The following is a 24,002-nucleotide window of genomic DNA, read 5'->3' as shown; positions in this document are numbered from 1 at the left end:
TCGTGGCGGCGGTCACGCTCTCAGGCGCAGGCCGCGCGGTGTGGCCACGAAGCCGGCTCCTTCCAGCAGCGCGCCTATGGGGGAGGTCAGGGCCTGGGCGCCGTTGATCCGCTCGACCGTGACCGTCCCGAGGGAGCCCGCGCGGGCCGCGGCGGCCAGGACCTCGGCGGCCGTACGCAGGCGGGGGTCGTCCGGGGCCGCCGTGTCCGGGGCGGCGGGCCAGGCCAGCAGTGTCTTGCCGCCGCGCTCCATGTACAGCGTCAGCTCGCCCTCCACCAGGACGACCAGCGAGCCCGCCTTGCGGCCCGGCTTGTGCCCGGCACCGGTCGGTGGCTCGGGCCAGGAGAGCGCCGCGCCGTAGGCATTCGCGGGGTCGGCCGCGGCGAGGACCACGGCACGGGGGTCGGGCGAGGACGTGCTCGTACGACCGCCGCCGTACCCGCGGTGCGCCGGTGAGCCGTAGGCGCCGGCTCCGCCTCCTCGGGGGCCGCCGTAGCCGGGGGAGGCAAAGGGGTCGGCGAGGTCGCGCGGCGAGACGTACTCGCCGGGGGCGGGCGGGGGGTCCGCCGGTGGCCAGGTGAAGTCACCGTCGAGCCCGGGGTGGGCGAATCCGCTGTCGCCTTCCTCGAAGGCGCCGGGAAGGGCTCGGTCGTGCGGGGTGCCGTTGCTTCCGCCGAAGCCGTTCGGGAAGCCCGGCTCGGCAAAGCCGTCGGGACCACCTGGGAAACCGTTCTGGCGGGGCGTGGGCAGGCCCTCGTTCCGGTCCCGGGCGTTGGACACCGCGCGGAGCCGGTCCACCGCCCCGTCCATGGCGAACTGAGCCGCGCCCAGGCCCTCGACCACATAGCCGCGCCGCGCCTGGCCGCTCTCCTCGAACGCGGACAGCACGCGGTAGACCGCCGAGAAGCCGCCCTCGATCCCCTCCGCGGCGACCGCCCCACGGGTGACCACGCCGTGCCGGTCCAGGAGGGTGCGGGCCAGCGCGTGGGCACGCACGGTGGTGTCCGGCTCGGCCGAGGGCAGCAGCGACCAGCGGCCGGCGACGGTCGGCGGTCCCGTACGCGAGGCGGTGCGCGCGGCGGCCGTCAGCGAGCCGTAACGTCCGCGCGGGACGCTGCGCTTGGCGCGGTGGGCGGTCGACCCCGCCGTACGGCCCGAGCCCAGCAGGGAGCGCATCGGGGCGAGGGTGTCGTTGGTGAGCCGACCCGACCAGGCCAGGTCCCAGAGCGAGTCGGCCAGTTGGGGGTCGGTGACGTCGGGGTGGGTGGTGGCACGGACCTGGTCGGCGATCTGCCGGAAGAACAGGCCGTAGCCGCCGGAGAGCGCGTCCAGGACGGACCGGTGGAGCGCGGTCAGCTCCAGGGGGTGGGGCGGTGGGAGCAGCACAGGCGCCGCGTCGGCCAGATAGAGGCAGACCCAGCCGTCCTTGCCGGGCAGGGCGCCCGCGCCCGTCCACACCACCTCGCCGGCCGAGGTCAGTTCATCGAGCATCGAGGGCGTGTAGTTCGCCACGCGGGAGGGCAGGACCAGCTTCTCCAGCGCGGAGGCGGGCACGGAGGCGCCCTGCAACTGCTCGATGGCGCGCACCAGTCCGTCGATGCCGCGCAGACCGTGCCCCTTGCCGATGTGCTGCCACTGCGGCAGGAACTGCGCGAGCGCGGCCGGCGGCACGGGCTCCAGTTCGTGCCGCAGGGCCGCCAGGGAGCGGCGGCGCAGGCGGCGCAGTACGGCCGCGTCGCACCACTCCTGGCCGATGCCCGCCGGGTGGAACTCGCCCTGCACCACCCGGCCGTTCGCGGCGAGCCGCTGCAGGGCGCCCTCGGTGACCGCCACGCCCAGGCCGAAACGGGCCGCCGCCGTGGCCGACGTGAACGGGCCGTGGGTGCGGGCGTAACGGGCGAGGAGATCGCCCAGCGGATCCTTGACCGGCTCGGTGAAGGCCTCGGGCACGCCGACCGGCAGTGCCGTGCCGAGCGCGTCGCGCAGCCGGCCCGCGTCCTCGACCGCCGCCCAGTGGTCGGCGCCCGCGATCCGGACCTTGATGGCCCGGCGGGCACCCGCCAGCTCCCGCGCCCACTGCGGGTCCGCGCCCCGCTCGGCCAGCTCGGCGTCGCTCAGCGGGCCGAGCAGCCGCAGTACATCGGCCACGCCCTCCACGTCCTTGACCCGGCGGTCCTCGGTGAGCCACTGCAGCTCGCGCTCCAGCTCGGTCAGCACCTCGGCGTCGAGCAGTTCACGCAGCTCCGCCTGGCCCAGCAGCTCGGCCAGCAGCCGGGAGTCCAGGGACAGAGCGGCGGCCCGGCGCTCGGCCAAGGGCGAGTCGCCCTCGTACAGGAACTGGGCCACGTACCCGAACAGCAGGGAGCGGGCGAACGGGGACGGCTCCGGGGTGGTGACCTCGACCAGGCGCACCTTGCGGGACTCGATGTCACCCATCAGCTCGACCAGCCCGGGGACGTCGAAGACGTCCTGGAGGCACTCGCGGACCGCCTCCAGGACGATCGGGAATGACCCGAACTCGCTCGCCACCTGGAGCAGTTGGGCCGCACGCTGGCGTTGCTGCCACAGCGGGGTGCGCTTGCCGGGGGTGCGGCGCGGGAGCAGCAGCGCACGGGCGGCGCACTCACGGAACCGGGAGGCGAACAGCGCGGAGCCGCCGACCTGGTCGGTGACGATCTGGTCGACCTCGCCCTTGTCGAAGGAGACGTCCGCCGCGCCGACGGGTGCCTGCTCGCTGTCGTACTCCGAGCCGGCCTTCACGGGCTCCTGGTCGAGCAGGTCCAGGCCCAGCAGGTCGGCGTCGGGCAGGCGCAGCACGATGCCGTCGTCGGCGTGCATGACCTGCGCGTCCATGCCGTACCGCTCGGACAGGCGGGCGCCGAGGGCGAGGGCCCAGGGGGCGTGGACCTGGGCGCCGAAGGGGGAGTGGACGACGACCCGCCAGTCGCCCAGCTCGTCGCGGAAGCGCTCCACGACGATCGTGCGGTCGTCCGGGACATGCCCGCAGGCCTCCCGCTGTTCGTCCAGGTACGACAGCACGTTGTCCGCGGCCCAGGCGTCCAGGCCCGCCGCCAGCAGGCGCGGCCGGGCGTCGTCCTTGGGGAGCGAGCCGACCTCGCGCAGGAACGCGCCCACCGCGCGGCCCAGTTCGAGCGGGCGGCCCAGCTGGTCGCCCTTCCAGAAGGGGAGCCGGCCCGGCACGCCCGGCGCGGGGGAGACCAGGACCCGGTCGCGGGTGATGTCCTCGATGCGCCAGGAACTCGTGCCCAGCGTGAAGACGTCACCGACCCGGGACTCGTAGACCATCTCCTCGTCCAGCTCGCCGACCCGGCCGCCGCCCTTCTTGGGGTCGGAACCGGCGAGGAAGACCCCGAACAGGCCGCGATCGGGGATCGTGCCGCCCGAGGTGACGGCGAGGCGCTGGGCGCCCGGACGGCCGGTGATCTCGCCGGTCACTCGGTCCCACACCACGCGCGGGCGCAGCTCCGCGAACGCGTCCGACGGATAGCGGCCCGCGAGCATGTCGAGGACCGCCGTGAACGCCGACTCGGGCAGCGAGGCGAAGGGTGCCGCACGGCGGGCCAGGGCGAGCAGGTCGTCGAACTGCCAGGTGTCCAGCGCCGTCATCGCGACCAGTTGCTGAGCGAGCACGTCCAGCGGGTTCGCGGGCACCTTCAGGGACTCGATCGAGCCCGAGCGCATCCGCTCGGTGACCACGGCCGCCTGGACGAGGTCGCCGCGGTACTTGGGGAAGACGACACCGGTGGAGACGGCCCCCACCTGGTGCCCCGCGCGGCCGACGCGCTGCAGCCCGGAGGCGACCGAGGGCGGGGACTCGACCTGCACGACCAGGTCGACGGCGCCCATGTCGATGCCCAGCTCCAGGCTGGACGTGGCGACCACGGCGGGCAGCCGGCCCGCCTTCAGGTCCTCCTCGACCAGGGCGCGCTGCTCCTTGGAGACCGAGCCGTGGTGCGCGCGGGCGATCACCGGGGGCGCGCCCTGGGCGGCGCCCGAGCCGCCCATCAGCTGGGCCGGGGAGTGGTGCTCCTCCAGGGTCTCGCCGGTCGCCCGCTCGTAGGCGATCTCGTTGAGCCGGTTGCACAGCCGCTCGGCCAGGCGCCGGGAGTTGGCGAACACGATCGTGGAGCGGTGGGCCTGGACCAGGTCGGCGATCCGCTCCTCCACGTGCGGCCAGATCGACGGCCGCTCGGCGCCCTCGGTCGCGTCCGCCGCCGGGGAGCCTGCCAGCTCGCCCATGTCCTCGACCGGGACGACCACGGACAGGTCGAACTCCTTGCCGGACTCCGGCTGAACGATCTCCACCTTGCGGCGCGGCGAGAGATACCGGGCCACCTCGTCCACCGGGCGGACGGTCGCCGACAGACCGATCCGGCGGGCCGGCCGCGGCAGCAGCTCGTCGAGCCGCTCCAGGGAGAGCGCGAGATGGGCGCCGCGCTTGGTGCCCGCGACCGCGTGCACCTCGTCCAGGATCACCGTCTCCACACCCGTCAGCGCGTCGCGCGTGGCCGACGTCAGCATCAGGAACAGCGACTCGGGGGTGGTGATCAGGATGTCCGGCGGGCGGGTGGACAGGGCGCGGCGCTCGGCCGCCGGGGTGTCGCCGGAGCGGATGCCGACCCGGACCTCGGGCTCGGGCAGGCCCAGGCGCACGGACTCCTGGCGGATGCCGGTCAGCGGACTGCGGAGGTTGCGCTCGACGTCGACCGCGAGGGCCTTCAGCGGGGACACGTACAGAACCCGGCAGCGTTTCCTCGGGTCGGCCGGGGGCGGCGTCGAGGCCAGCTGGTCCAGGGCGGCGAGGAACGCGGCCAGCGTCTTGCCCGAGCCGGTCGGGGCCACCACCAGCACGTCCGAGCCCGCGCCGATGGCCTGCCACGCGCCGGCCTGGGCCGCGGTGGGCGCGGAGAACGCCCCCGTGAACCAGCCGCGGGTCGCGGGGGAGAAGCCGTCGAGGGCTCGATGTGCGGAGCTGACCATGCGTCCATCCTGCACCCGGCCACTGACAATCGCGCTGACCTGGGAAAACATCGTGCGGCGGAGAGCGGGCGGGGCCGGTCGCGGGCGGTGGCGCGGAGAATGGGCGTATGGCCGGTGGAGCTCGGCGGGACGAGGAACGGACGGACGGGCAGACGGGCGGGCGTCGGCCGGTGGAGCGTGCGCGGCACTGGCGCTACGACGACCTGCCGGGCGTGGACCTGCTGCGGGCCCGGTACGTCCACAGGACCTTCGTCCGGCACACCCACGAGCACTTCGTGATCGCGGCCATAGCCGACGGGGTCGAGGTCTTCCACCACCGCGGCTCCGACGTGTACGTCCCCGCCGGAGCCCTCGCCCTGGTCAACCCCGACACCGCGCACACCGGCCGCGCCGGCGTCCCCGAGGGCTGGCGGTACGGCGCGCTCTACCCCTCGCCCGAGGTGGTCGCCGCGATCGCGGCCGAGACCACCACCCTCCGGGGGACCCCGGGTTTCGTCAGCCCCGTCCTCGACGACCCCTACACCGTCCGCCTCGTCCACCAAGTCCTCCGCGCCGCCGACGAAGGCAACGCGCTGGCCGCCGACACGCTGCTGCGGGTCGCCGTCACCAGGCTGCTGCGGCTGAACGGCGGCCCGCTGCCACAGCGGCCGGTCCGCACGGCCGGGGCCGCTGTCGCGGCACGCGCGCGTGCCGTGCTGGACGAGCGGATGGCCGAGCCGCCGACCCTGGAGCGGCTGGCCGCGGACCTCGGCACCGGCCCGTTCGCGCTGCTGCGGGCATTCCGTGACGCCTACGGCATGCCGCCGCACACATGGCTGACCGACGCCCGCGTGCGCCGCGCGAGACTCCTGCTGGACGGGGGATCGCCGCCTGCCGAGGCGGCCGTGGCCGTCGGCTTCACCGACCAGCCCCACCTCAACCGGCACTTCACCCGCATCGTCGGCGTGCCACCGGGGGCCTACCAGCGCGAGCGGTTGAACGTACCCGGGCGGAAGCCGGTCCGTGAGCGCGAGCGGGAGACGGCCCGTGAGCACGGGCGCAAGAACGTACAAGACCGGGACTGAGGGACGCCCTTACCGTCCGGGGCGTGGCACAGCGGACAGCACTCGCGGACCTGACCGCCGACGACGCGGAGAAGCCCGACAGGGCGGTCGTACGCGACGCCCTCGGCGTCGGCGTCGCCGTGGGCCTGTCCGGATTCGCGTTCGGGGTGACCTCGGCCGGCAGCGGGCTCGGACTGCTCCAGACCTGCGCGCTCAGCCTCCTGGTCTTCACCGGCGCCTCCCAGTTCGCCCTCGTCGGAGCGCTCGCCGCCGGAGGCAGTCCGTTCACGGCGGCCGCCGGCGCCTTCTTCCTCGGCGTGCGCAACGCCTTCTACGGGCTGCGGCTCTCGCAACTGCTCGCCCTCCCGCGCGCGGTACGGCCGTTCGCCGCCCAGTGGGTGATCGACGAGACCACGGCGGTCACCCTGGCGCAGCCGACCCGGCGCGCCCGGCGCATCGGCTTCACCGTCACCGGGCTCACGCTGTACGTGCTCTGGAACCTCACCACGCTGCTCGGCGCGCTCGGTGCCAAGGCCATCGGCGACACGCGCGCGTGGGGCCTGGACGCGGCCGGGCCCGCCGTGTTCCTGGCCCTGCTCGCCCCGATGCTGAAGACGACCACCGAGCGCGCGGTCGCGGGCCTCGCGGTCCTGCTGGGCCTCGCTCTGCTGCCCGTCCTGCCGGCCGGCGTCCCGGTCCTGGTGGCGGCACTGGCCGCACCGATCGCCCTCGTCGCCGAGGGCCGCCGTGCGGGGCGCGGCCGACAGGACATCGGCGCTGCGCAGGAACGGGGCGCACCACCGGAGTCCCGTGCGGCCGGCGGATCGACGGACCCGGAGGAGGACCGGTGAACACCTGGATCGCGATCGGCCTGACCGCCCTCGGCTGCTACGCCGTCAAGCTCGCCGGGCTGCTGGTGCCCGCGGGTGCCATGGAGCGGCCGTTCGTACGGCGGCTCGCCGCCCTGCTGCCCGTCGCCCTCCTCGCCGCGCTCACGGCTCAGCAGACGTTCGCCGACGGGCACGCGCTCGTGCTGGACGCGAGGGTCGCCGGGCTCGGCGCGGCAGCCGTGGCGCTGGTGCTGCGCGCGCCGTTCCTGCTGGTCGTGGCGGCTGCCGTGGTGGTGACGGCGGGCGTACGGGCCCTCGGAGGGTGACGCGGCACCGACGCCGGAGCCACGCCGGCTCAGCCCACGAAACGGCCGTACGCCCGCAGCGTGCGCAGCGCCTCGATCGTCACCAGGGGGCGTGACTCCAGGGCAGGGGCCGGAGCCCACCGGCGCCGGAGGATCGGCCAGCCGCCGTCGTCCCGCTGCCCGGCGGCCAGGTGGTCCAGGGAGCGTGCCATCTCGTCGTCCGTGAACCACGCGCGTGCGACGGACTCCGGGCTCCTGGCGAAGTCGTGCGGGAAGTGGTGCTCGCCCGGGGCGTAGCCGGAAGCGACGGGCCACGCGTCGAGCCGGTCCGGGTCCAGTGCCGCGAGCCGCTGCTCGCGCACCAGGCGGCCGAGCCGGTCCGCGGCGGCCTCCGCGCGCGAGCGGTCGGGAGCGGAGTCCAGGAAGGCCACGGCGGCCTCCACCTCGTAGGGGTGGGACTTCTCCAGGGACTCCACGGCCTGCCAGCAGAAGTCGGTGGCCCGGAACAGCCAGGCGTGCCACACCTCGTTGCGGTGCAGCAGCCCGACCACCGGTCCTGTGGCGAGCAGGTCGCTGGGAGGATCGTCGACGACCGGGACGAAGGGTGCCACCGGATACCCGCGCTGGCTGGGATGGACCGCCGGCAGGGCGCCGTCCGCGGTGGAGATCGAGGTCAGGTAGCGGCACACGCGCTCCACCCGCTGCCCGCCGCAGCGCCCGACGGCGTCCAGCACGCGCAGTGCGTGCGCGGTGTGCAGGGGCTGGCTGACGGGGCCGCGGAGATCGGGCTCCAGCGCGTGCCCGTACCCGCCGTCGTCGTTCCGGTAGGCGTCCAGTGCCGCTTCCACCGCGTCCGCGGTGCCGTGCAGGAAGAGGTGAGCGAAGAGGCGCTGTTCCAGCACGCGCGCGGTGAGCCACACGAACTGCTCGGCGCGGAAGAGCGGGGAGCGCGCCGGGGGCGTGGAGGGGAGTGGGGGAGCTCCTGTTTCGGCCATGCGTCAGACCGTAGGACGGAAAGCGGTCTCGGCAAGCGGTCCCGGCCGGGGCCCACCCCCAGGGGCGGGATACTGGAGTCATGCGGTTGACGGTCTTCTGGCAGCGGATGGCGGAACACTTCGGTCCGGGGTACGCCGACACCTTCGCGCGCGATCACGTCATGTCCGAGCTGGGCGGGCGCACGGTGCACGAGGCGCTGGACGCCGGCTGGGACGCGAAGGACGTGTGGCGCGTGGTCTGCACGGTCATGAACGTGCCGGGCGAGCGGCGCTGACGCGCTGCCTGAAGCATCCTGATCCGTCCGTACAGAGATCGGCCGCAGGCACCGATCGGTCACGAAGATCGCAGGTGGACGCCGGTTGTCGGTGGCATCGGCGAGACTTGGCGCGTGGCACCCACCGACGAGGACAACGAGCCGCTGACCGGGGACGCGGCACCGACCGGCACGACATCGCCCGACCGGCCACCGGCCGCGGCGGCGTCGCTCCGGGCAGCCGCATGCCGCGCCGGCTGCCGCGCGCCAAGGTGCTCGCGCTCGCGCCGATCGCCGCGTTCCGGCTCGGCAGATGGGCCTTCAAGACCTCAGGGTGCACGGACACCGGGGCCGGGGGCCGGGTGGTCCCGGGATACCTGCGCGCATACGCGGGGCGCGCGCCCGGCAGCCCGAGCCGGAGGAGCCGTAACCGGTGCGCCTCGGAGGCCGGGCCCCGTGGGCCGTCGACGGAGAAGAGTGTCGTGGGCCGGTGCCGCCTCGGCCCTGTCATCGGTACGTCAGCACCGCCCACACCCCCGCACCGGCGACCGCCGCCGCGTAGCAGCCGACCGCCGTGGCCACGATCCGTCTGCGGGTCTGGTCGGTCCACGGTGAACGGGACAGCAGCCAGGCCAGCGCGGGCAGGACGAGTACGGCGTGCAGGCTCACGCCGTGCAGCGGCTTGAGCGGGGCCGTCGAGTGGTAGGCGGCCTCCTGGTGGCCGGTCCTGGTCAGCACGACCCCGCGCGCGATCATCGCCGCCCCGGAGGCCAGCGCCACCAGCAGGATCGCGAACCCGGAGCGGACCGCGAGCGGCATGTCGGCGGGGCCCTGTGGCCGGTGCCGGAAGGACGCGACGGCGAAGACCATGAGCAGGACGACCAGGACACCGCCGCCCGCCGCGAGCGTCATGGACACCGCCGTGTCGAAGGGGGTCTGCATGTTCAGGTGCGAGGGCACCCGGCGCCACGCCTGGAGGGTGATCCCGCCGACCTCCGCCACGCAGTCGGCGGCGAAGACGAGCAGCAGGGCCGAGCGCAGCCGTGGGTCGATGCGCAGGTACGACGTGACCCAGGTGATCGCGAGCAGCGTCAGCCCGAAGGAGAGCCCGAAGGTGACGGGCTTGCGCCAGGAGACGGGGCCGTCCCACGGGCCCCCGTCGACCGCGAACACCACCAGGTGCAGGAGACCGGACAGGACGAGGACCAGTCCGGTTGCGTGACAGAAGCGGTCGGCGGCGCGCGGATTCTTCATGGGCCAAGGCTCCCGGGGGCGGCCCTCGCGGTCGTCGTCCGGCCGAAGACACCCGCCGTACACCGCCGGGAGTAGCGGCGCCCGATGCTGAAGAAGGGGTTCCGCGTGCCGTGCGGTGCGCTTGACACGAAAATCGAACATCCATTCTCATGGAGGCTCAGGCGAGGCTTTCGGCAGTGGATTTCGTCCCGTTTTGCGCGAGGAAGTCCCTCGGTTATCCACAGGCTGGGCCTGCGTCGGGGCGCATTGTCAGTGGCAGGGGATAGCGTCTTTGACGTGAAGCGATCGACTCAAGCAAACCGGGTGGAACCCATGGCAGGAACCGACCGCGAGAAGGCGCTCGACGCCGCGCTCGCACAGATTGAACGGCAATTCGGCAAGGGCGCGGTCATGCGCATGGGCGAGCGGTCGAAGGAGCCCATCGAGGTCATCCCGACCGGGTCGACCGCACTCGACGTCGCCCTCGGCGTCGGCGGCCTGCCGCGCGGCCGTGTCGTGGAGATCTACGGACCGGAGTCCTCCGGTAAGACGACCCTGACACTGCACGCCGTGGCCAATGCCCAGAAGGCCGGCGGCCAGGTCGCCTTCGTGGACGCCGAGCACGCCCTCGACCCCGAGTACGCGCGCAAGCTCGGCGTCGACATCGACAACCTGATCCTGTCCCAGCCGGACAACGGCGAGCAGGCCCTGGAGATCGTGGACATGCTGGTCCGCTCCGGCGCCCTCGACCTCATCGTCATCGACTCCGTCGCCGCGCTCGTTCCGCGCGCGGAGATCGAGGGCGAGATGGGCGACAGCCACGTCGGTCTGCAGGCCCGCCTGATGAGCCAGGCCCTGCGGAAGATCACCAGCGCGCTCAACCAGTCCAAGACCACCGCGATCTTCATCAACCAGCTCCGCGAGAAGATCGGCGTGATGTTCGGCTCCCCGGAGACCACCACCGGTGGCCGCGCGCTGAAGTTCTACGCCTCGGTGCGCATCGACATCCGCCGCATCGAGACCCTGAAGGACGGCACGGAGGCGGTCGGCAACCGCACCCGCTGCAAGGTCGTCAAGAACAAGGTCGCCCCGCCCTTCAAGCAGGCCGAGTTCGACATCCTCTACGGCCAGGGCATCAGCCGCGAGGGCGGCCTGATCGACATGGGCGTGGAGCACGGCTTCGTCCGCAAGGCCGGCGCCTGGTACACGTACGAGGGCGACCAGCTCGGCCAGGGCAAGGAGAACGCGCGCAACTTCCTCAAGGACAACCCGGACCTCGCCAACGAGATCGAGAAGAAGATCAAGGAGAAGCTGGGCGTGGGTGTCCGGCCGGAGGAGCCCGCCGCCGAGCCGGGCGCGGACGCCGCGGTCACCACCGCGGCCGCCGACGACGCCAAGACGGCGCCCGCCCCGGCCGCCGCCAAGGCCACCAAGCCCAAGGCCGCCGCAGCCAAGAGCTGACCCGTGACACGACGAACCGACTGGGCCGAGTACGAGTACGCCACCCCCGGTGCCCCACGGGGGAGGGGCACCGGGGGCCACCCGGACTCCGCGCCGGGCGGGGACGACGGATACCCGGACGACGGTCACGAGGGTCACGGCGGGCAGGGCGAGTACCGCGGAACCGGCGGATACGCGGGGGGCGGCGGCGCTCACCCGGGCGACGCGGGCGCCGAGCCGTACGGGGGCGGCTCGCCCGGCCGTGGCTCCGGCGGCGGCGTCGGTCCGCGGGGCGGCCGGGAGCGCGGCCGGCGGCGGCGCGGCTTCGGGGACGCGCCCGGTGAGGACGAAGGCCCCCCTTCCTCGTCGAGGGCCGAGCGGGGGGAGTCTTCAGGGGACCCGGCTGAGCGGGCACGGGCGATCTGCCTGCGCCTGCTCACCGGGACCCCGCGCACCCGCAAACAGCTCGCGGATGCCCTGCGCAAGCGGGAGATCCCCGAGGACGTGGCCGAGGAGGTGCTGTCGCGGTTCGAGGAGGTCGGGCTGATCGACGACAGCGCGTTCGCGGACGCCTGGGTGGAGTCCCGGCACCACGGCCGGGGACTCGCGCGCAGAGCGCTCGCCCAGGAGCTGCGCACCAAGGGAGTCAATTCGGCGCTGATCGACGAGGCGGTCTCCCAGCTCGACTCCGAGCAGGAGGAGGCGACGGCCCGCGAGCTCGTCGCCCGCAAACTCCGCGCCACCCGTGGCCTCGACCGAGACAAGCGGCTCCGCCGCCTCGCCGGCATGCTCGCCCGTAAGGGCTACCCCGAGGGCATGGCCCTCCGTGTCGTCCGCCAGGCACTGGAGGAAGAAGGCGAGGACACGGAGTTCCTGGGGGACTCGGACTACTGACGGTTGGTCAGCAAGGCTGGAAGACGAGCGGGGGTTCGTGCGGACCGCTCAGGCGTCCACCGGCTCCACCGGCAGCCCCTCCGCCCGCCAGGCCTGGAAGCCGCCCACAAGGTCGGTTGCCCGGTGCAGGCCCAGCTGGTGGAGAGACGCGGCGGCGAGGCTGGAGGCGTAGCCCTCGTTGCAGAAGACCACGACGCGCAGATCGTGACCCGTGGCCTCGGGTACGCGGTGGCTGCCCTGGGGATCGAGGCGCCACTCCAGCTCGTTGCGCTCGACGACGAGCGCCCCGGGGATCAGCCCGTCCCGCTCGCGCAGGGCCGCGTACCGGATGTCGACCAGCAGCGCCTCGCCGGTCCGCGCCGCCTTGTGCGCCTCCTGGGCTTCGATGCGCCGGTAACCCGAGCGCACTCGCTCCAGCAACTCGTCGATGCCCACCGGCCGTTCAGTCACGACTGCCACCGTCCCTGCGTCCGCCGGCTCCTCGCAGGTGCCGCCGCTTGCCGTCACCCCGGTGCCGCCCACCGGCTTCTCGTTCGCGTCGCCGCTCACCACCACGCCACCGCCCGCCGCTCTCGCGGCCGGGCCACCGCCGGCCGTCACCACATCAGCACCTGCCGAAGATTCATCCGTGCCGCTCACTGCCAGTCCTCCGGGCGTTCGACCTGCTCCAGGCGGAGCACCTGGCCTGCGCGGCTGTAGCGGCGGATGCGCGGCAGCGGCGGGTAGTAGGCGTGCACGGAGATCGCGTGCTCGTCCCGGGACTCGTTGAGGACCTCGTGGACATGGTGGCGGCCGAAGGAGCGGCCCTCGCCGGCGGGCAGTCGGCGTTCGCGGTCCATGTCCGCGGTGAGTTCCAGGGTCTTCCAGCCGTCGGTCGGCAGCCGGGCGGCGAGCGAGTTCTCCTTGAGGACGCCGGAAGCCGTGAGGAAGGCGCCGACCGAGTCGGCGTGGTCGTGCCAGCCCGTGCCGGTACCGGGCGGCCAGCCGATCAGCCACGCCTCGCTGCCACCCGGACCTTCGAGCCGCACCCAGGTGCGGCCCTCGGGATCGAGCGGGAGGGAGGCGATCAGCTCGGCGTCGGCGGCGGTGCGCCGTACGAAGTCGAGGAGGTCCGCCTGGGTCGGCCCAGAACCGACGGCAGGGGACACGGGAACAGGGGACACAGACACGTACACCGTCCTGAAGCCTGAAGAGGGTTCGCGGAACGGGCGCACCGCGGCGCCCGGACAGGAAGAGGGATGCGAATTCAGCAGGACGGGCGACACACGCAGCCCGCATAGCGGACGAGGTCCATGTGGACCCTCCGCCACAGGCGCACGCAGGTGTCGGTCATGGTCCGGAGTACAGCATGCCGGTGTACGCAGGTCAACTCACCGTCACCATGTGGACAGAGGGTGACGGGCCGTCGGGTCAGCGGGCTCCGGAGGCCGCCTGCGCCGCCGCCTCTTCCTTGTCCGCTCCGCCCATCGTCGCCGCGGCGGCCACGTACAGGTCGGCCGGACGGACCCCGCTCAGCGCGGTGACCAGATGGCCGTCGGGGCGCACGAGCAGCACGCTGTGCGCGGGCGCACCCGGGTAGCTCTCGGCGACCAGCAGTTCGCCGGGGTACGGCAGCGCGCTCACGGCCGCCGCGAGCCGGGGCATGATCCCGGCGGACATCCAGTGCTTGCGGTCCCACACCCCCGTGCCCGGCGCGATCAGGACGACGAGCAGGGCGCCACGGCCGAGCCGTTCGCGCAGTTGGACGAAGGAACCATCCTCCGCGGTGACCCGTACGTCGGTGACCTGTGCGCCGGGCGGGGTGTCGACCGGGATCACGCCCTCCAGCTGCCGGGGCGCGAGCGGGGAGCCGGCGTACACCCCCGGCGCACCGAGCGGTCCGCGCCCCAAGTGACCGTCCGTGAGCAGCGCGTCGTGGCCGCGCGCCGTGCCCGGGACGATCTGGCGCAGCCCGCCGGAACCGCGCAGCACCGGCAGCACCTGGTCGGCGGCGCGCAGCCGGGCGGCGACCACCGCGCGCCGCTCGGCCTGGTAGCTGTCCAGCAGCGCCTCACGCGGACCGTGGTGCCAGGCCGGGCCCAGCTTCCAGGCAAGGTTGTCGGCGTCCCTGAGGCCCTCGTCCAGCCCCTGGGTGCCGAGCGCACCGAGCAGATGGGCCGCGTCCCCGGCGAGGAAGACCCGGCCGGCGCGCCACCGGCGGGCCAGCCGGTGGTGCACCGTGTGGACACCGGTGTCGAGCAGGTCGTACGGCGGTGTGGAGCCGTTCGCCCAGCCCGCGAGCGTCTCGCGGATCCGGGCCACCAGGATCTCGGGCGTGACCAGCTCCTTGCCCGGTGGCAGCAGCCAGTCCAGGCGCCACACGCCGTCCGGGAGGGGGCGGGCGGTCACCTCCCCGGCCGAGGGCCCGGACTGCCGCCACGGCGGCGTCCGATGAAGCAACGCGCGGCCCTCCCACGGAAGTTCCACGCGCAGCGCGGCGACCGCGTGCCGCTCCACCGCCGTACGGCCCGGGAACCGGATGTCCAGGAGTTTGCGCACGATGGAGCGCGAGCCGTCGCAGCCGACCAGGTAACTGCCACGCCACCAGGTGCCGTTCGCGCCACGGGTGTGCGCGGCGACGCCGGAACGCTCCTGCTCGATCGCGTCCAGGCGGCTGTCCACGGCCGTCCGCACCAGTGGCTCGTCGGCGATGGCCGCGCGCAGAGCGGCCGTGACGACGTGCTGGGCGATGTGCAGGGGGGCGGCGGGATCGTCCTCGCCGAAGGCGATCTCGTTCAGCACCTGCTTGCGCCTGACCGACCGCCAGCCGGCCCAGCGCACACCCTGCTCACCGAGCGGCACTCCGGTCAGCCGCTCCAGCAGGGCTGCCGTGTCCTCGCGCAGGACGACCGTGCGCGCCGGGCGGGGCTCGTCCTTGCCGGGGCCCTCGTCCAGGACGACGGAGGGCACCTCCTGGCGGGCCAGCGCCAGGGCCAGCGTGAGCCCGACGGGCCCCGCTCCGACGATGATCACCGGGTCCATGACGCGGTGCCCCCTGCCCGTGAGGATGCCCTGACGGAGACAAGTGAACAGGAAGGCGGAGCGAGGTGCACGATCACAGAACGTATGCAACCCATTGGCAGAGTTTGCGTCAAGCGACGGAGGGCAGTGGCGATCAGGCCACTGCCCTCGGGTGACGCATTCGGCCTGACCTGGCGTCAGGCCGCGGCTCCCGTTCCCGCGTGGCCCGCGATGTTTACGGAGTCCTCGACGCCGAGCACCGCGCCGGTCGACTTCTTGCGCCGCCGCAGCCGCCCCTCCAGCCAGCTCGCGAACGAGGTCAGGGAGAAGTTGATGGCCACGAAGATCACGGCCACCACCGTGAAGGAGGCGATGGTGTTGGCGCCGTAGTAACCGCTCATCGTGTTCGCCGAGGCGAGCAGCTCGGGGAAGGTGAGGACGGCGCCGCCGAGCGCGGTGTCCTTCACGATGACCACCAGCTGGCTGACGATCGCCGGGAGCATCGCGGTGACCGCCTGCGGCAGCAGGATGAGCCGCATCACCTGACCCTTGCGCAGGCCGATGGCCATGGCCGCCTCGGACTGGCCCTTCGGCAGAGCGAGGATGCCCGCGCGGACGATCTCGGCGAGCACCGACGCGTTGTACAGCACCAGACCGGTCACGACCGCGTACAGCGGGCGGTCGTCGGAAGTGACGTCGGTGTACTGGCTGTACAGCTCGTTACCGAAGATCATCAGGACCAGTACCGGGATCGCGCGGAAGAACTCGACCACGATCGTGGCCGGGACGCGTACCCACACGTGGTCCGAGAGCCGGGCGATACCGAGGGTGGCACCCAGCGGCAGCGCGATGAGCATCGCCAGTGCCGCCGCCTTCAGCGTGTTCTGCAGGCCGGGCCAGATGTACGTCGAGTACGCCTCACCGCTGAAGAACGGCTTCCACAGTGCCCAGTCCAGCTGGCCCTTGTCGTCCAGGGCCTTGTACACCCACCACAGGACGGCCGCGAGGACGACGAGGAAACCCGCCGTGTACAGGACGTTGCGCCGCTTGGCGCGGGGGCCCTGGGCGTCGTACAGGACCGAACTCATCGCTTCACCGCCACCTTCTTGCTCACCCATCCGAGGATCAGACCGGTCGGCAGGGTCAGGCAGCAGAACCCGAAGGCGATGACCGCGGAGATCGCCAGCAGCTGTGCCTCGTTCTCCACCATCTTCTTCATCAGGAGCGCCGCTTCCGCCACGCCGATCGCGGCCGCCACCGTCGTGTTCTTCGTCAACGCGATCAGGACGTTGGCCAGCGGGAGGACGGCCGCGCGGAAGGCCTGCGGGAGTACGACCAGGAACAGCACCTGGGTGAAGCTCAGGCCGATGGCCCGGGCGGCCTCCGCCTGGCCGACCGGCACCGTGTTGATGCCGGCACGGATCGCCTCACAGACGAACGACGACGTGTAGACGATCAGGCCGAGCACGGCCAGCCGGAAGTTCGCCGTGTCGACGTTGTCCGCCGCGCCCAGAGTGATGTTCAGCGTGTCGTGCAGCCCGAGCGAGGCGAACAGAATGATCACCGTGAGCGGGATGTTCCGCACGATGTTCACGTAGGCGGTGCCGAAACCGCGCATCAGCGGCACCGGGCCGACCCGCATGGCGGCCAGCAGGGTGCCCCAGACCAGGGAGCCCACGGCGGACAGCAGCGTCAGCTGCACTGTCGTCCAGAAGGCGCCCAGCACGTCGTACTTGTCAAGAAAGTCGAACACGATCTCCCGCGCTTCCGCGTGTTGGGGATGCCCGGGTGCGCCGCCCTCGTGGACGGCGCACCCTCGGGCGTTGCCTCAGCTCTTGATGTCGCCGATCTTCGGGGCGGGCTCGTTCTTGTAGTCGGCCGGGCCGAAGTTCTTCTTCACGGCCGCCGCCCAGGAACCGTCGGAGACCATCTCCTCGAGCGCCTTGTTGATCTTGTCCTTGAGGGCGCTGCCCTTCTTGACGCCGATGCCGTAGTTCTCGTTGGTCATCTTGAAGCCGCCGAGCTTGAACTTGCCCTTGAACTGGGACTGGGCGGCGTAGCCGGCGAGGATCGAGTCGTCCGTGGTCAGCGCGTCGATCGCCTTGCTCTGCAGACCGGTCAGGCACGCCGAGTACGTCGGGTACTGCTGGAGCTGCGCCTTGGGGGCGAGCGTGTCGTGCACGTTCTGCGCCGACGTCGAGCCCGTCACCGAACAGAGCTTCTTGTGGTTGAGGTCGGCCGGCGACTTGATGGAGTTGTCGTTGGCGCGGATCAGCACGTCCTGGTGGGCCAGCAGGTACGGGCCGGCGAAGTCGACCTTCTGCTGGCGCGCCGGGGTGATCGAGTACGAGGCGGCGATGAAGTCGACGTCACCGCGCTGCAGCATGGTCTCGCGGTCGGCGCTCTTCGACTCCTTCCACTCGATCTGGTCCGCGCTGTAACCGAGCTTCTTGGCGACGTAGGTGGCCACGTCGACGTCGAAGCCCGAGTAGCCCTGCGGGGTCTTCTGGCCGATGCCGGGCTGGTCGAACTTGATGCCGATGGCGATCGTCTTGCCGCCGCCGGAGGAACCGCTGCCGTTCTTCTTCCCGCCGCCGCACGCGGTGGCCCCCACGGTAAGGGCGAGTACGACGGCCGAGGCGGCGGTGACCTTGCGGAGCTTCATGGTGAACATCCTTTGAGTGGTGAGGAACGCGGTCCGTTGGAAAAGGCAACCCGCGGGTTGGAAAAGCCAACCCGTGGCGCGGGGCGGGCCCGTACCGTCAGTGGTGCAGGATCTTGGACAGGAAGTCCTTGGCCCGGTCGCTGCGCGGGTTGCTGAAGAACTGGTCGGGCGCAGCCTGTTCGACGATCCGGCCGTCGGCCATGAAGACCACACGGTTTGCAGCCGATCGTGCGAAGCCCATCTCATGGGTGACGACGACCATCGTCATGCCCTCGCGGGCGAGCTGCTGCATGACCTCGAGGACCTCGTTGATCATCTCGGGGTCGAGGGCGGAGGTCGGCTCGTCGAAGAGCATGACCTTCGGGCCCATCGCCAGCGCCCGCGCGATGGCCACACGCTGCTGCTGGCCGCCGGACAGCTGGGCGGGGTACTTGTCGGCCTGGGTGCCCACGCCGACCCGGTCGAGCAGGGACCGGGCCGTGTCCTCGGCCTGCTTCTTGTCCGCCTTGCGGACCTTGAGCTGCCCCAGCATCACGTTCTCGAGCACCGTCTTGTGCGCGAAGAGGTTGAAGGACTGGAAGACCATCCCGACGTCCGCCCGCAGCCGGGCCAGCTCCTTGCCCTCCGCGGGCAGGGGCCTGCCGTCGATCGAGATGGTGCCCGAGTCGATCGTCTCCAGGCGGTTGATGGTGCGGCAGAGGGTCGACTTTCCGGACCCGGAGGGCCCGATGACCACGACGACCTCGCCGCGGGCGATCGTCAGGTCGATGTCCTGGAGCACATGCAACGCGCCGAAGTGCTTGTTGACGCTCTTCAGGACGACCAGTTCGTCGGACGTGACCACGTCTTCCTTGGTCACCGATACATTGGTCATCGCTCTCGGGCTCCGTCCTCCTCGGTTTCGGTGGACAGTAGTGAGCCGCTGTGACCTGCGTCATCACATCTGAGGGAGATCTGAGCATCACGATCCGATAGCAATCGGACACGTGTCGTAGCACTTGGCGCCCGGGTGCGTATCGGCCGGATAACGGAAGCGACGGGCAACCGGAACGCTCTTGACGCCGTCCTTGTCCATCGGCGTGACTGCCATGGTGCACGCGCGCGTGACCTACAGGACGCGCGCGAACCCAGACCGTACGACCGCTGAACCGGAGGGGGCCGGGATGAGACTGCTGCTCGTCGAGGACGACAACCACGTCGCCGCGGCCCTGTCCGCCGTACTCGCGCGACACGGCTTCGACGTCACCCACGCGCGCAGCGGCGAGGAGGCCCTCCAGGCGCTCGTCCCCGAGGGCAACGGCTTCGGCGTGGTCCTGCTCGACCTGGGCCTGCCCGACCAGGACGGCTACGAGGTCTGCGGCAAGATACGCAAGCGCACCAGCACCCCGGTGATCATGGTCACCGCGCGCTCCGACGTCCGCTCCCGGATCCACGGGCTCAACCTGGGCGCCGACGACTACGTGGTGAAGCCGTACGACACCGGGGAACTGCTCGCCCGTATCCATGCCGTCAGCCGGCGCAGCGTGCACGAGGACGCGGCGACCGGCGGCGAGAGCACCCTGCACCTCGGTCCCATGCGCATCGAACTGCCCACCCGGCAGGTCACCGTGGATGGTTCGGTAATCCAACTGACCCGCAAGGAGTTCGATCTGCTCGCCCTGCTCGCACAGCGCCCCGGCGTGGTCTTCCGGCGGGAACAGATCATCAGCGAGGTCTGGCGCACCAGTTGGGAGGGCACCGGCCGCACCCTGGAGGTGCATGTCGCCTCCCTGCGCGCCAAACTGCGCATGCCCGCCCTGATCGAGACCGTACGCGGCGTCGGCTACCGGCTCGTCGCCCCGGCCGCCTAGCGGGGACGGGTGCGCACACGGCTGCTGCCGCTGCTCATCGTCCTGATGGCGGCCGTCCTCCTCGCCCTCGGCCTGCCGCTCGCCCTCAGCCTGGCCGCCGCACAGCAGCAGCGGGTCGTCGTCGACCGCATCGACGACACGGCACGCTTCGCGGCGCTCGCCCAGTTCGTCACCGACGGCCACAGCGGGTCCCGGCGCACCAGCACCGACGAGCGTCTGGAGGCCCTGCGCAGCGAACTGGACAGCTACTACGGCGTCTACGGCATCCGCGCGGGTGTCTTCTACCGCAACGGCACGGCGATGGCCAACGCCCCGGGCGACTGGTTCGTACCGCGGACGGGGGAGATGCGGGGGGCCTTCGACGAGGCGCTGCTCAGCCGGCGCAGCCACGACCCCAAGCAGGTCTGGCCCTGGCAGCGCAGCCGGCTGGTCGTCGCCTCTCCGGTGATCCGGGACGGGGACGTCGTGGCGGTCGTGGTCACCGACTCGCCCACCGGGCAGATGCGTTCGCGGATCCTGCGCGGCTGGCTGTTCATCGCGGCCGGCGAGAGCGCGGCGATGCTGCTGGCCGTCGGCGCGGCGCTGCGGCTGACCGGCTGGGTGCTCAGACCGGTACGGGTGCTGGACGCCACCACGCACGACATCGCCACCGGACGGCTGAAGTCCCGGGTCGCGGTCGCCGGCGGGCCGCCGGAACTCAGACGGCTGGCCCGGTCGTTCAACGAGATGGCGGACAACGTCGAGGATGTGCTGGAGCAGCAGCGTGCCTTCGTCGCGGATGCCTCGCACCAGTTGCGCAACCCCCTCGCGGCGCTGCTGCTGCGCATCGAACTGCTCGCTCTGGACCTCCCGGAGGGCAATGAGGAGATCGCCTCGGTCCGCACCGAGGGCAAGCGCCTCGCGCAGGTCCTGGACGATCTGCTCGACCTGGCGCTGGCCGAACACGCCGAGGCGGACCTGCGGCTGACCGACATCGGGGCGCTCACCGAGGAGCGGGTCGCCGCCTGGTCACCGGCCGCCGACGCCAAGGGTGTCCGGCTGACCGGGGACTGCCCGCCCACGACCGCCTGGGCGGACCCGATCACCCTGTCCAGCGCCCTGGACGCGGTGATCGACAACGCCGTGAAGTTCACCCCCGAGGGCGGCACGGTGGATGTCACCGTCGTCGCCGACGGCTCCACCTCCACCGTCGTCGTCACCGACACCGGACCCGGCCTCACCGACGAGGAACTCGCGCGCGTGGGCGACCGCTTCTGGCGCAGTGGCCGTCACCAGAACATCAAGGGCTCGGGCCTCGGCCTCTCCATCGTGCGCGCGTTGCTCATGGCGGGCGGCGGCTCGATCGAGTACGCCCACCATGAGCCGCGGGGGTTGCGGGTGACGGTGCGCGTGCCCCGGCACGGGGAATCCTGACCGGCGGGGGAGAGCCTGGGGACTCGCTCGGGCCGCTACGGCTTCATCGACCGGTAATAGCGCCGGGCGCCCTCCTGGAGCGGCAAAGGATCGGTGTAGATGGCGGTGCGCAGGTCCACCAGCTGGGCGGAGTGGACGTGGGCGCCGATGCCGTCGCGGCTCTTGATGACCGTACGGGTCACCCACTCGGTCAGCCGGGGGTCCACGTCCGTGCGGGTCATCAGGAGGTTGGCCACGGCGATCGTCGGGACCTCGGTGCTCTGTACGGCCCGGTAGGTGGACTCGGGGATGTTGGTGGCCCGGTAGTAGCGCGCCTCCTGGCCTTCCCGGTGCAGCCGGGTGACGAGGTCGTCCTGGATCGGCACGAACTTGAAGGCGGACTTCCTGGCCAGCGTGACGAGTCCCTTGGTGGGCAGCCCGCCCGACCAGAAGAAAGCGTCGATCTTGTGCTGCTCCAGCCGGTCGGGCCCGGTGTCTATGCCGTCCGCGAACGGGGTGATGTCCCTGCGCGGGTCGATGCCGGCGGCCTTGAGGACCCGGTCGGCGATCAGCCGCACCCCGGAGTGGGGCAGCCCGATCGCCACCCGCTTGTGCCGCAGGTCCGCGAGGTTTCTGATGTCCGAGTCGCTGGGCACGACGAGCTGTACGTAGTCGTCGTAGAGCCGGGCCACCCCGCGCAGTCGTCCGGCGCTGCCGCCGTGCGCCAGCTCGTACGCCCCCACCGCGTCGGCCGCCGCGATGGTGAAGTCGGCCTTGCCGGTCGCCACCCGCTCCACGTTCTCCTGTGAACCGGCGCTGTTGAGCAGCCTCACCTTCAGGTCGGGCATGTCCTTGGCGAACTCGGCGCGCAGCCGCTCGCCGTACTCCTGGTACACCCCTCGGGGTGTGCCCGTGCTGAAGACGATCGTCCCTCTCGGCGGCTTCTCGCCCAGCGGCAGCAGCCACCACAGCAGCAGCCCGAGCACGACGGCACCGGCGGCCGCGGCCGGCAGCGCCCGGCGTCTGCTGATACGGGGGAGCACCTTGGACATGCGGCGATCCTGCCAGGCCGGGCGCGGCGCTGACCAGGGCCGAGGTCACTCCGGGCCCGCGAAGAGGCCGCTCAGGGCTCGCGAAGGGGCCGCTGCGGGCTCGTGAAGAGGCCGCTGCGGGCAGCCCGGGAAGAGGGGCACGGGCGCTGTCAGTGGCGGCCGTTAGAGTCGTCGCATGAGCACTTCGCCCGCCGACCTCGTCCGAGAGTTCCACCGCGCCTTCGGCCTTGACGCCCGCAGAACGCCGACGGAGGTGCACCCCGAACTGGCCGCGCACCGTGGGGAACTGCTCGCCGAGGAGGCCGCGGAGGTCGCCGAGGTCGCGGTCGACGGCCCGCTGGACAGGCTCGCGCACGAACTGGCCGACGTGGTCTACGTGGCGTACGGCACGGCGCTGGTCCATGGCATCGACCTCGACCAGGTGATCGCCGAGATCCACCGCGCCAACATGAGCAAGCTCGGCCCGGACGGGCAGGTCGCCCGCCGGGCCGACGGCAAGGTCCTCAAGGGGGAGCACTACCGGGCCCCGGACGTGTCGGCCGTACTGCGCCGCCAGGGCTGGATACCGGCGGCGCGGCGCGGTGCCGCGGAGCCGAGCGCCTAGAAGGTGCCGCTCGCCAGCTTCCACTCGCGGTTCAGGGCGCCCAGCGGAATGCTCCGCTGGATGACCGGCGTACCGAAGACGGACAGCTGGAGCCGCAAGGTCCCGGACAGGTCGACCCCGCCGTACACACTCCAGGCGCCCTCGGCCTTCGCCCCGCCGCCGGCGGAGGAGGCGGTGACCGTGCCGGAGGCCTCGCCGCGCAGATACGGGGCCAGGTCGGCGGTGACACCGACGGTGCCGTAGAGACCGACGGAGGCCTCGGCGCCGAGCGCCGTCTTCACGGTCCCGGCCGTGGTGACGGAGGCGCGCACGGGCGTGCTCGTCATGTCCGAGGAGCTGACCGGCGTCCAGCCCTTGGCCACGCCGAAGGTGCCGCCCGCCTTGAAGTCGCCCTTCATGTGCTGCTCGACGTCGACGGTGACCCGCCCGTCGCCGCTGATCTGGATGTAGCAGGTCAGGTCGAGGTTGACGACGACGGGTACGGGGCCGACCTGCAGGACGGGGTCGGCGTGCAGCTTGGCGAACGGGATCCGCAGCGGGGTGCCGGTGCTCACGGCCGCCCGGCCCCTGACCGCCCAGCCGGAGGTCCAGTCGCCGGACACACCGAGGTAGGCGGAGCCGGGCGGGGCCTCGCTGCCGGCGCCGCCGTAGGCGAAGTCGACCTGCGGGGCGACCTGGACGAAGCCGTTCACCGCGGCGGTGGCCGAGGCGGGCGCGCCCTGGGCCGTCGGGATGCCGGCGCTGACATCGAGCCGGAGGCTGCCGAGCGGCACCGTCGCGCCCTTGGGACCGACGTGCATGTCACCGGCCTTGGCCCAGGACACCTTCACGTCCGGCAGCAGCTTGTCGACGGAGAACGCCGCGGGGTCGACCGGCACGGCGCCCTTGGCCGTCTCGTCGCCCAGCAGCGCGTTGAGGGTGGCGGGTTCCGTCTGTACCTCGGTGCCGCCGTTCTTCGCGCCGAGCACCTTGGTGACCTTGGCGAGCAGCCCATGGGGTGCGCCGGGCGCGGGCGCGCTGGCGATCACATCGCCGACGGCGGCCTTGTGCGCGGCGCCGGAGGGAGTGGGCGAGGCCGTCGGGGAGCCGGATGAACTCCCGTGGCGGGCGGGCTTGTCGGAGAGGAGGGCCCGCCGGGTGTGGCTGTCGTACGAGCTGATGGCGAGCGCCGTCTTGTGCGCCCGCTGCCCGGAGCCGGCCGGTCCCGCCGTGGCGGTCGCGGCGGTGGCGGGAGCGGCGGCGACGGCGAGCGAGTGGTCCGCGCCGTCGGTGGGCCGGCCGGCGGCCCCGACCTCGACCTGCCGGCCGTGCCCGGCCGCCGCCGACGTCTCGGCGTGCGATGCGGTCGAGGAGCAGGCCGCGGAGAGGAAGAGGGCGGTCACGGCGAAAGAGGGCAGCAGGGCACGTCTGTGCCGCATGCGTCTGCGCATGGTGGGTCCTGTGT

22 protein-coding genes are annotated in these 24,002 nt (G+C 72.4%); 9 read left to right on the top strand and 13 right to left on the bottom strand.

Going from position 1 to position 24,002, the window contains the following annotated elements:
* Window positions 1–12 precede the first annotated feature (12 nt).
* Window positions 13–5,001, bottom strand: coding sequence for an ATP-dependent helicase (locus tag BFF78_RS12425; protein ID WP_069778392.1), 4,989 nt, complete (start codon window positions 4,999–5,001; stop codon window positions 13–15).
* A gap of 107 nt (window positions 5,002–5,108) precedes the next feature.
* Here BFF78_RS12425 and BFF78_RS12420 point away from each other — a divergent pair, with 107 nt between their 5' ends.
* From BFF78_RS12420 to BFF78_RS12410, 3 genes are read left to right on the top strand one after another with little or no spacing between them, the layout of a single operon-like run.
* Window positions 5,109–6,065: an AraC family transcriptional regulator gene (locus tag BFF78_RS12420; RefSeq protein ID WP_079161282.1), complete on the top strand. Its 957-nt coding sequence runs from the start codon at window positions 5,109–5,111 to the stop codon at window positions 6,063–6,065.
* 23 nt (window positions 6,066–6,088) lie between these two features.
* Window positions 6,089–6,895, top strand: a complete 807-nt coding sequence (locus tag BFF78_RS12415; protein ID WP_069778391.1) for an AzlC family ABC transporter permease — start codon at window positions 6,089–6,091, stop codon at window positions 6,893–6,895.
* Complete coding sequence (locus BFF78_RS12410; protein WP_069778390.1) at window positions 6,892–7,200, top strand: AzlD domain-containing protein; 309 nt, start codon at window positions 6,892–6,894, stop codon at window positions 7,198–7,200. The genes BFF78_RS12415 and BFF78_RS12410 overlap by 4 nt, the downstream gene beginning before the upstream one ends.
* A 29-nt stretch (window positions 7,201–7,229) precedes the next feature.
* On the opposite strand, the gene BFF78_RS12405 is transcribed toward BFF78_RS12410, so the two are convergent.
* Entirely contained in the window at window positions 7,230–8,174 is a 945-nt protein-coding gene (locus tag BFF78_RS12405) for a hypothetical protein (protein WP_079161280.1), read from the bottom strand.
* Window positions 8,175–8,254: 80 nt separating this feature from the next.
* On the opposite strand from BFF78_RS12405, the gene BFF78_RS12400 reads away from it, so the two are divergent.
* The gene (locus tag BFF78_RS12400) at window positions 8,255–8,449 is read left to right on the top strand and encodes a DUF3046 domain-containing protein (RefSeq protein ID WP_069778388.1); all 195 of its coding nucleotides are present in this window, start codon (window positions 8,255–8,257) and stop codon (window positions 8,447–8,449) included.
* 486 nt (window positions 8,450–8,935) lie between these two features.
* Here the strand turns inward: BFF78_RS12400 and BFF78_RS12395 are convergent, their stop codons facing one another.
* Complete coding sequence (locus BFF78_RS12395) at window positions 8,936–9,682, bottom strand: hypothetical protein (protein ID WP_069778387.1); 747 nt, start codon at window positions 9,680–9,682, stop codon at window positions 8,936–8,938.
* 312 nt (window positions 9,683–9,994) lie between these two features.
* Here BFF78_RS12395 and recA point away from each other — a divergent pair, with 312 nt between their 5' ends.
* Window positions 9,995–11,122, top strand: a complete 1,128-nt coding sequence (gene recA, locus BFF78_RS12390; RefSeq protein ID WP_069778386.1) for a recombinase RecA — start codon at window positions 9,995–9,997, stop codon at window positions 11,120–11,122.
* Window positions 11,123–11,125: 3 nt separating this feature from the next.
* Window positions 11,126–11,995, top strand: a complete 870-nt coding sequence (gene recX / locus BFF78_RS12385; protein WP_069778385.1) for a recombination regulator RecX — start codon at window positions 11,126–11,128, stop codon at window positions 11,993–11,995.
* 48 nt (window positions 11,996–12,043) lie between these two features.
* On the opposite strand, the gene BFF78_RS12380 is transcribed toward recX, so the two are convergent.
* The 8 genes from BFF78_RS12380 to BFF78_RS12350 form a co-directional block, all read right to left on the bottom strand.
* Window positions 12,044–12,454, bottom strand: coding sequence for a rhodanese-like domain-containing protein (locus BFF78_RS12380; RefSeq protein ID WP_069783540.1), 411 nt, complete (start codon window positions 12,452–12,454; stop codon window positions 12,044–12,046).
* A gap of 176 nt (window positions 12,455–12,630) precedes the next feature.
* A complete protein-coding gene (locus BFF78_RS12375; protein ID WP_193433445.1) occupies window positions 12,631–13,164 on the bottom strand; it encodes a cupin domain-containing protein in 534 nt (177 codons plus the stop codon).
* Between the two features lie 77 nt (window positions 13,165–13,241).
* Entirely contained in the window at window positions 13,242–13,328 is an 87-nt protein-coding gene (locus BFF78_RS49735; protein WP_313960178.1) for a putative leader peptide, read from the bottom strand.
* A gap of 77 nt (window positions 13,329–13,405) precedes the next feature.
* A complete protein-coding gene (locus BFF78_RS12370; protein ID WP_069778383.1) occupies window positions 13,406–15,016 on the bottom strand; it encodes an FAD-dependent monooxygenase in 1,611 nt (536 codons plus the stop codon).
* Between the two features lie 176 nt (window positions 15,017–15,192).
* Window positions 15,193–16,083, bottom strand: coding sequence for an amino acid ABC transporter permease (locus BFF78_RS12365; protein WP_069778382.1), 891 nt, complete (start codon window positions 16,081–16,083; stop codon window positions 15,193–15,195).
* Window positions 16,080–16,748, bottom strand: coding sequence for an amino acid ABC transporter permease (locus BFF78_RS12360; protein ID WP_069778381.1), 669 nt, complete (start codon window positions 16,746–16,748; stop codon window positions 16,080–16,082). Before BFF78_RS12360 ends, BFF78_RS12365 begins: the two co-directional genes overlap by 4 nt.
* A gap of 75 nt (window positions 16,749–16,823) precedes the next feature.
* Window positions 16,824–17,660: a glutamate ABC transporter substrate-binding protein gene (locus tag BFF78_RS12355; RefSeq protein ID WP_069778380.1), complete on the bottom strand. Its 837-nt coding sequence runs from the start codon at window positions 17,658–17,660 to the stop codon at window positions 16,824–16,826.
* A gap of 97 nt (window positions 17,661–17,757) precedes the next feature.
* Window positions 17,758–18,534, bottom strand: coding sequence for an amino acid ABC transporter ATP-binding protein (locus BFF78_RS12350; RefSeq protein ID WP_069778379.1), 777 nt, complete (start codon window positions 18,532–18,534; stop codon window positions 17,758–17,760).
* 289 nt (window positions 18,535–18,823) lie between these two features.
* On the opposite strand from BFF78_RS12350, the gene BFF78_RS12345 reads away from it, so the two are divergent.
* Window positions 18,824–19,510 (top strand): response regulator transcription factor, encoded by a 687-nt coding sequence (locus BFF78_RS12345; protein ID WP_069778378.1) that lies wholly within the window; start codon window positions 18,824–18,826, stop codon window positions 19,508–19,510.
* A 9-nt stretch (window positions 19,511–19,519) separates the two neighbouring features.
* Window positions 19,520–20,923 (top strand): sensor histidine kinase, encoded by a 1,404-nt coding sequence (locus BFF78_RS12340; RefSeq protein WP_069778377.1) that lies wholly within the window; start codon window positions 19,520–19,522, stop codon window positions 20,921–20,923.
* A 35-nt stretch (window positions 20,924–20,958) separates the two neighbouring features.
* Here BFF78_RS12340 and BFF78_RS12335 read toward each other — a convergent pair whose 3' ends face one another.
* Entirely contained in the window at window positions 20,959–21,954 is a 996-nt protein-coding gene (locus BFF78_RS12335; RefSeq protein ID WP_069778376.1) for a TAXI family TRAP transporter solute-binding subunit, read from the bottom strand.
* A 175-nt stretch (window positions 21,955–22,129) separates the two neighbouring features.
* Between BFF78_RS12335 and BFF78_RS12330 the strand changes: the two genes are divergently transcribed.
* Entirely contained in the window at window positions 22,130–22,558 is a 429-nt protein-coding gene (locus BFF78_RS12330; RefSeq protein WP_069778375.1) for a pyrophosphohydrolase domain-containing protein, read from the top strand.
* Here BFF78_RS12330 and BFF78_RS12325 read toward each other — a convergent pair.
* Window positions 22,555–23,976: a hypothetical protein gene (locus BFF78_RS12325; RefSeq protein ID WP_227025822.1), complete on the bottom strand. Its 1,422-nt coding sequence runs from the start codon at window positions 23,974–23,976 to the stop codon at window positions 22,555–22,557. The genes BFF78_RS12330 and BFF78_RS12325 overlap by 4 nt on opposite strands.
* Window positions 23,977–24,002: the final 26 nt, after the last annotated feature.

Origin of the sequence: Streptomyces fodineus (assembly GCF_001735805.1) — a bacterium.
GTDB classification, from domain to species: domain Bacteria; phylum Actinomycetota; class Actinomycetes; order Streptomycetales; family Streptomycetaceae; genus Streptomyces; species Streptomyces fodineus.
The sequence above is the reverse complement of the archived record's forward strand: the minus strand, read 5'-3'. Positions and strand labels throughout refer to the sequence as shown.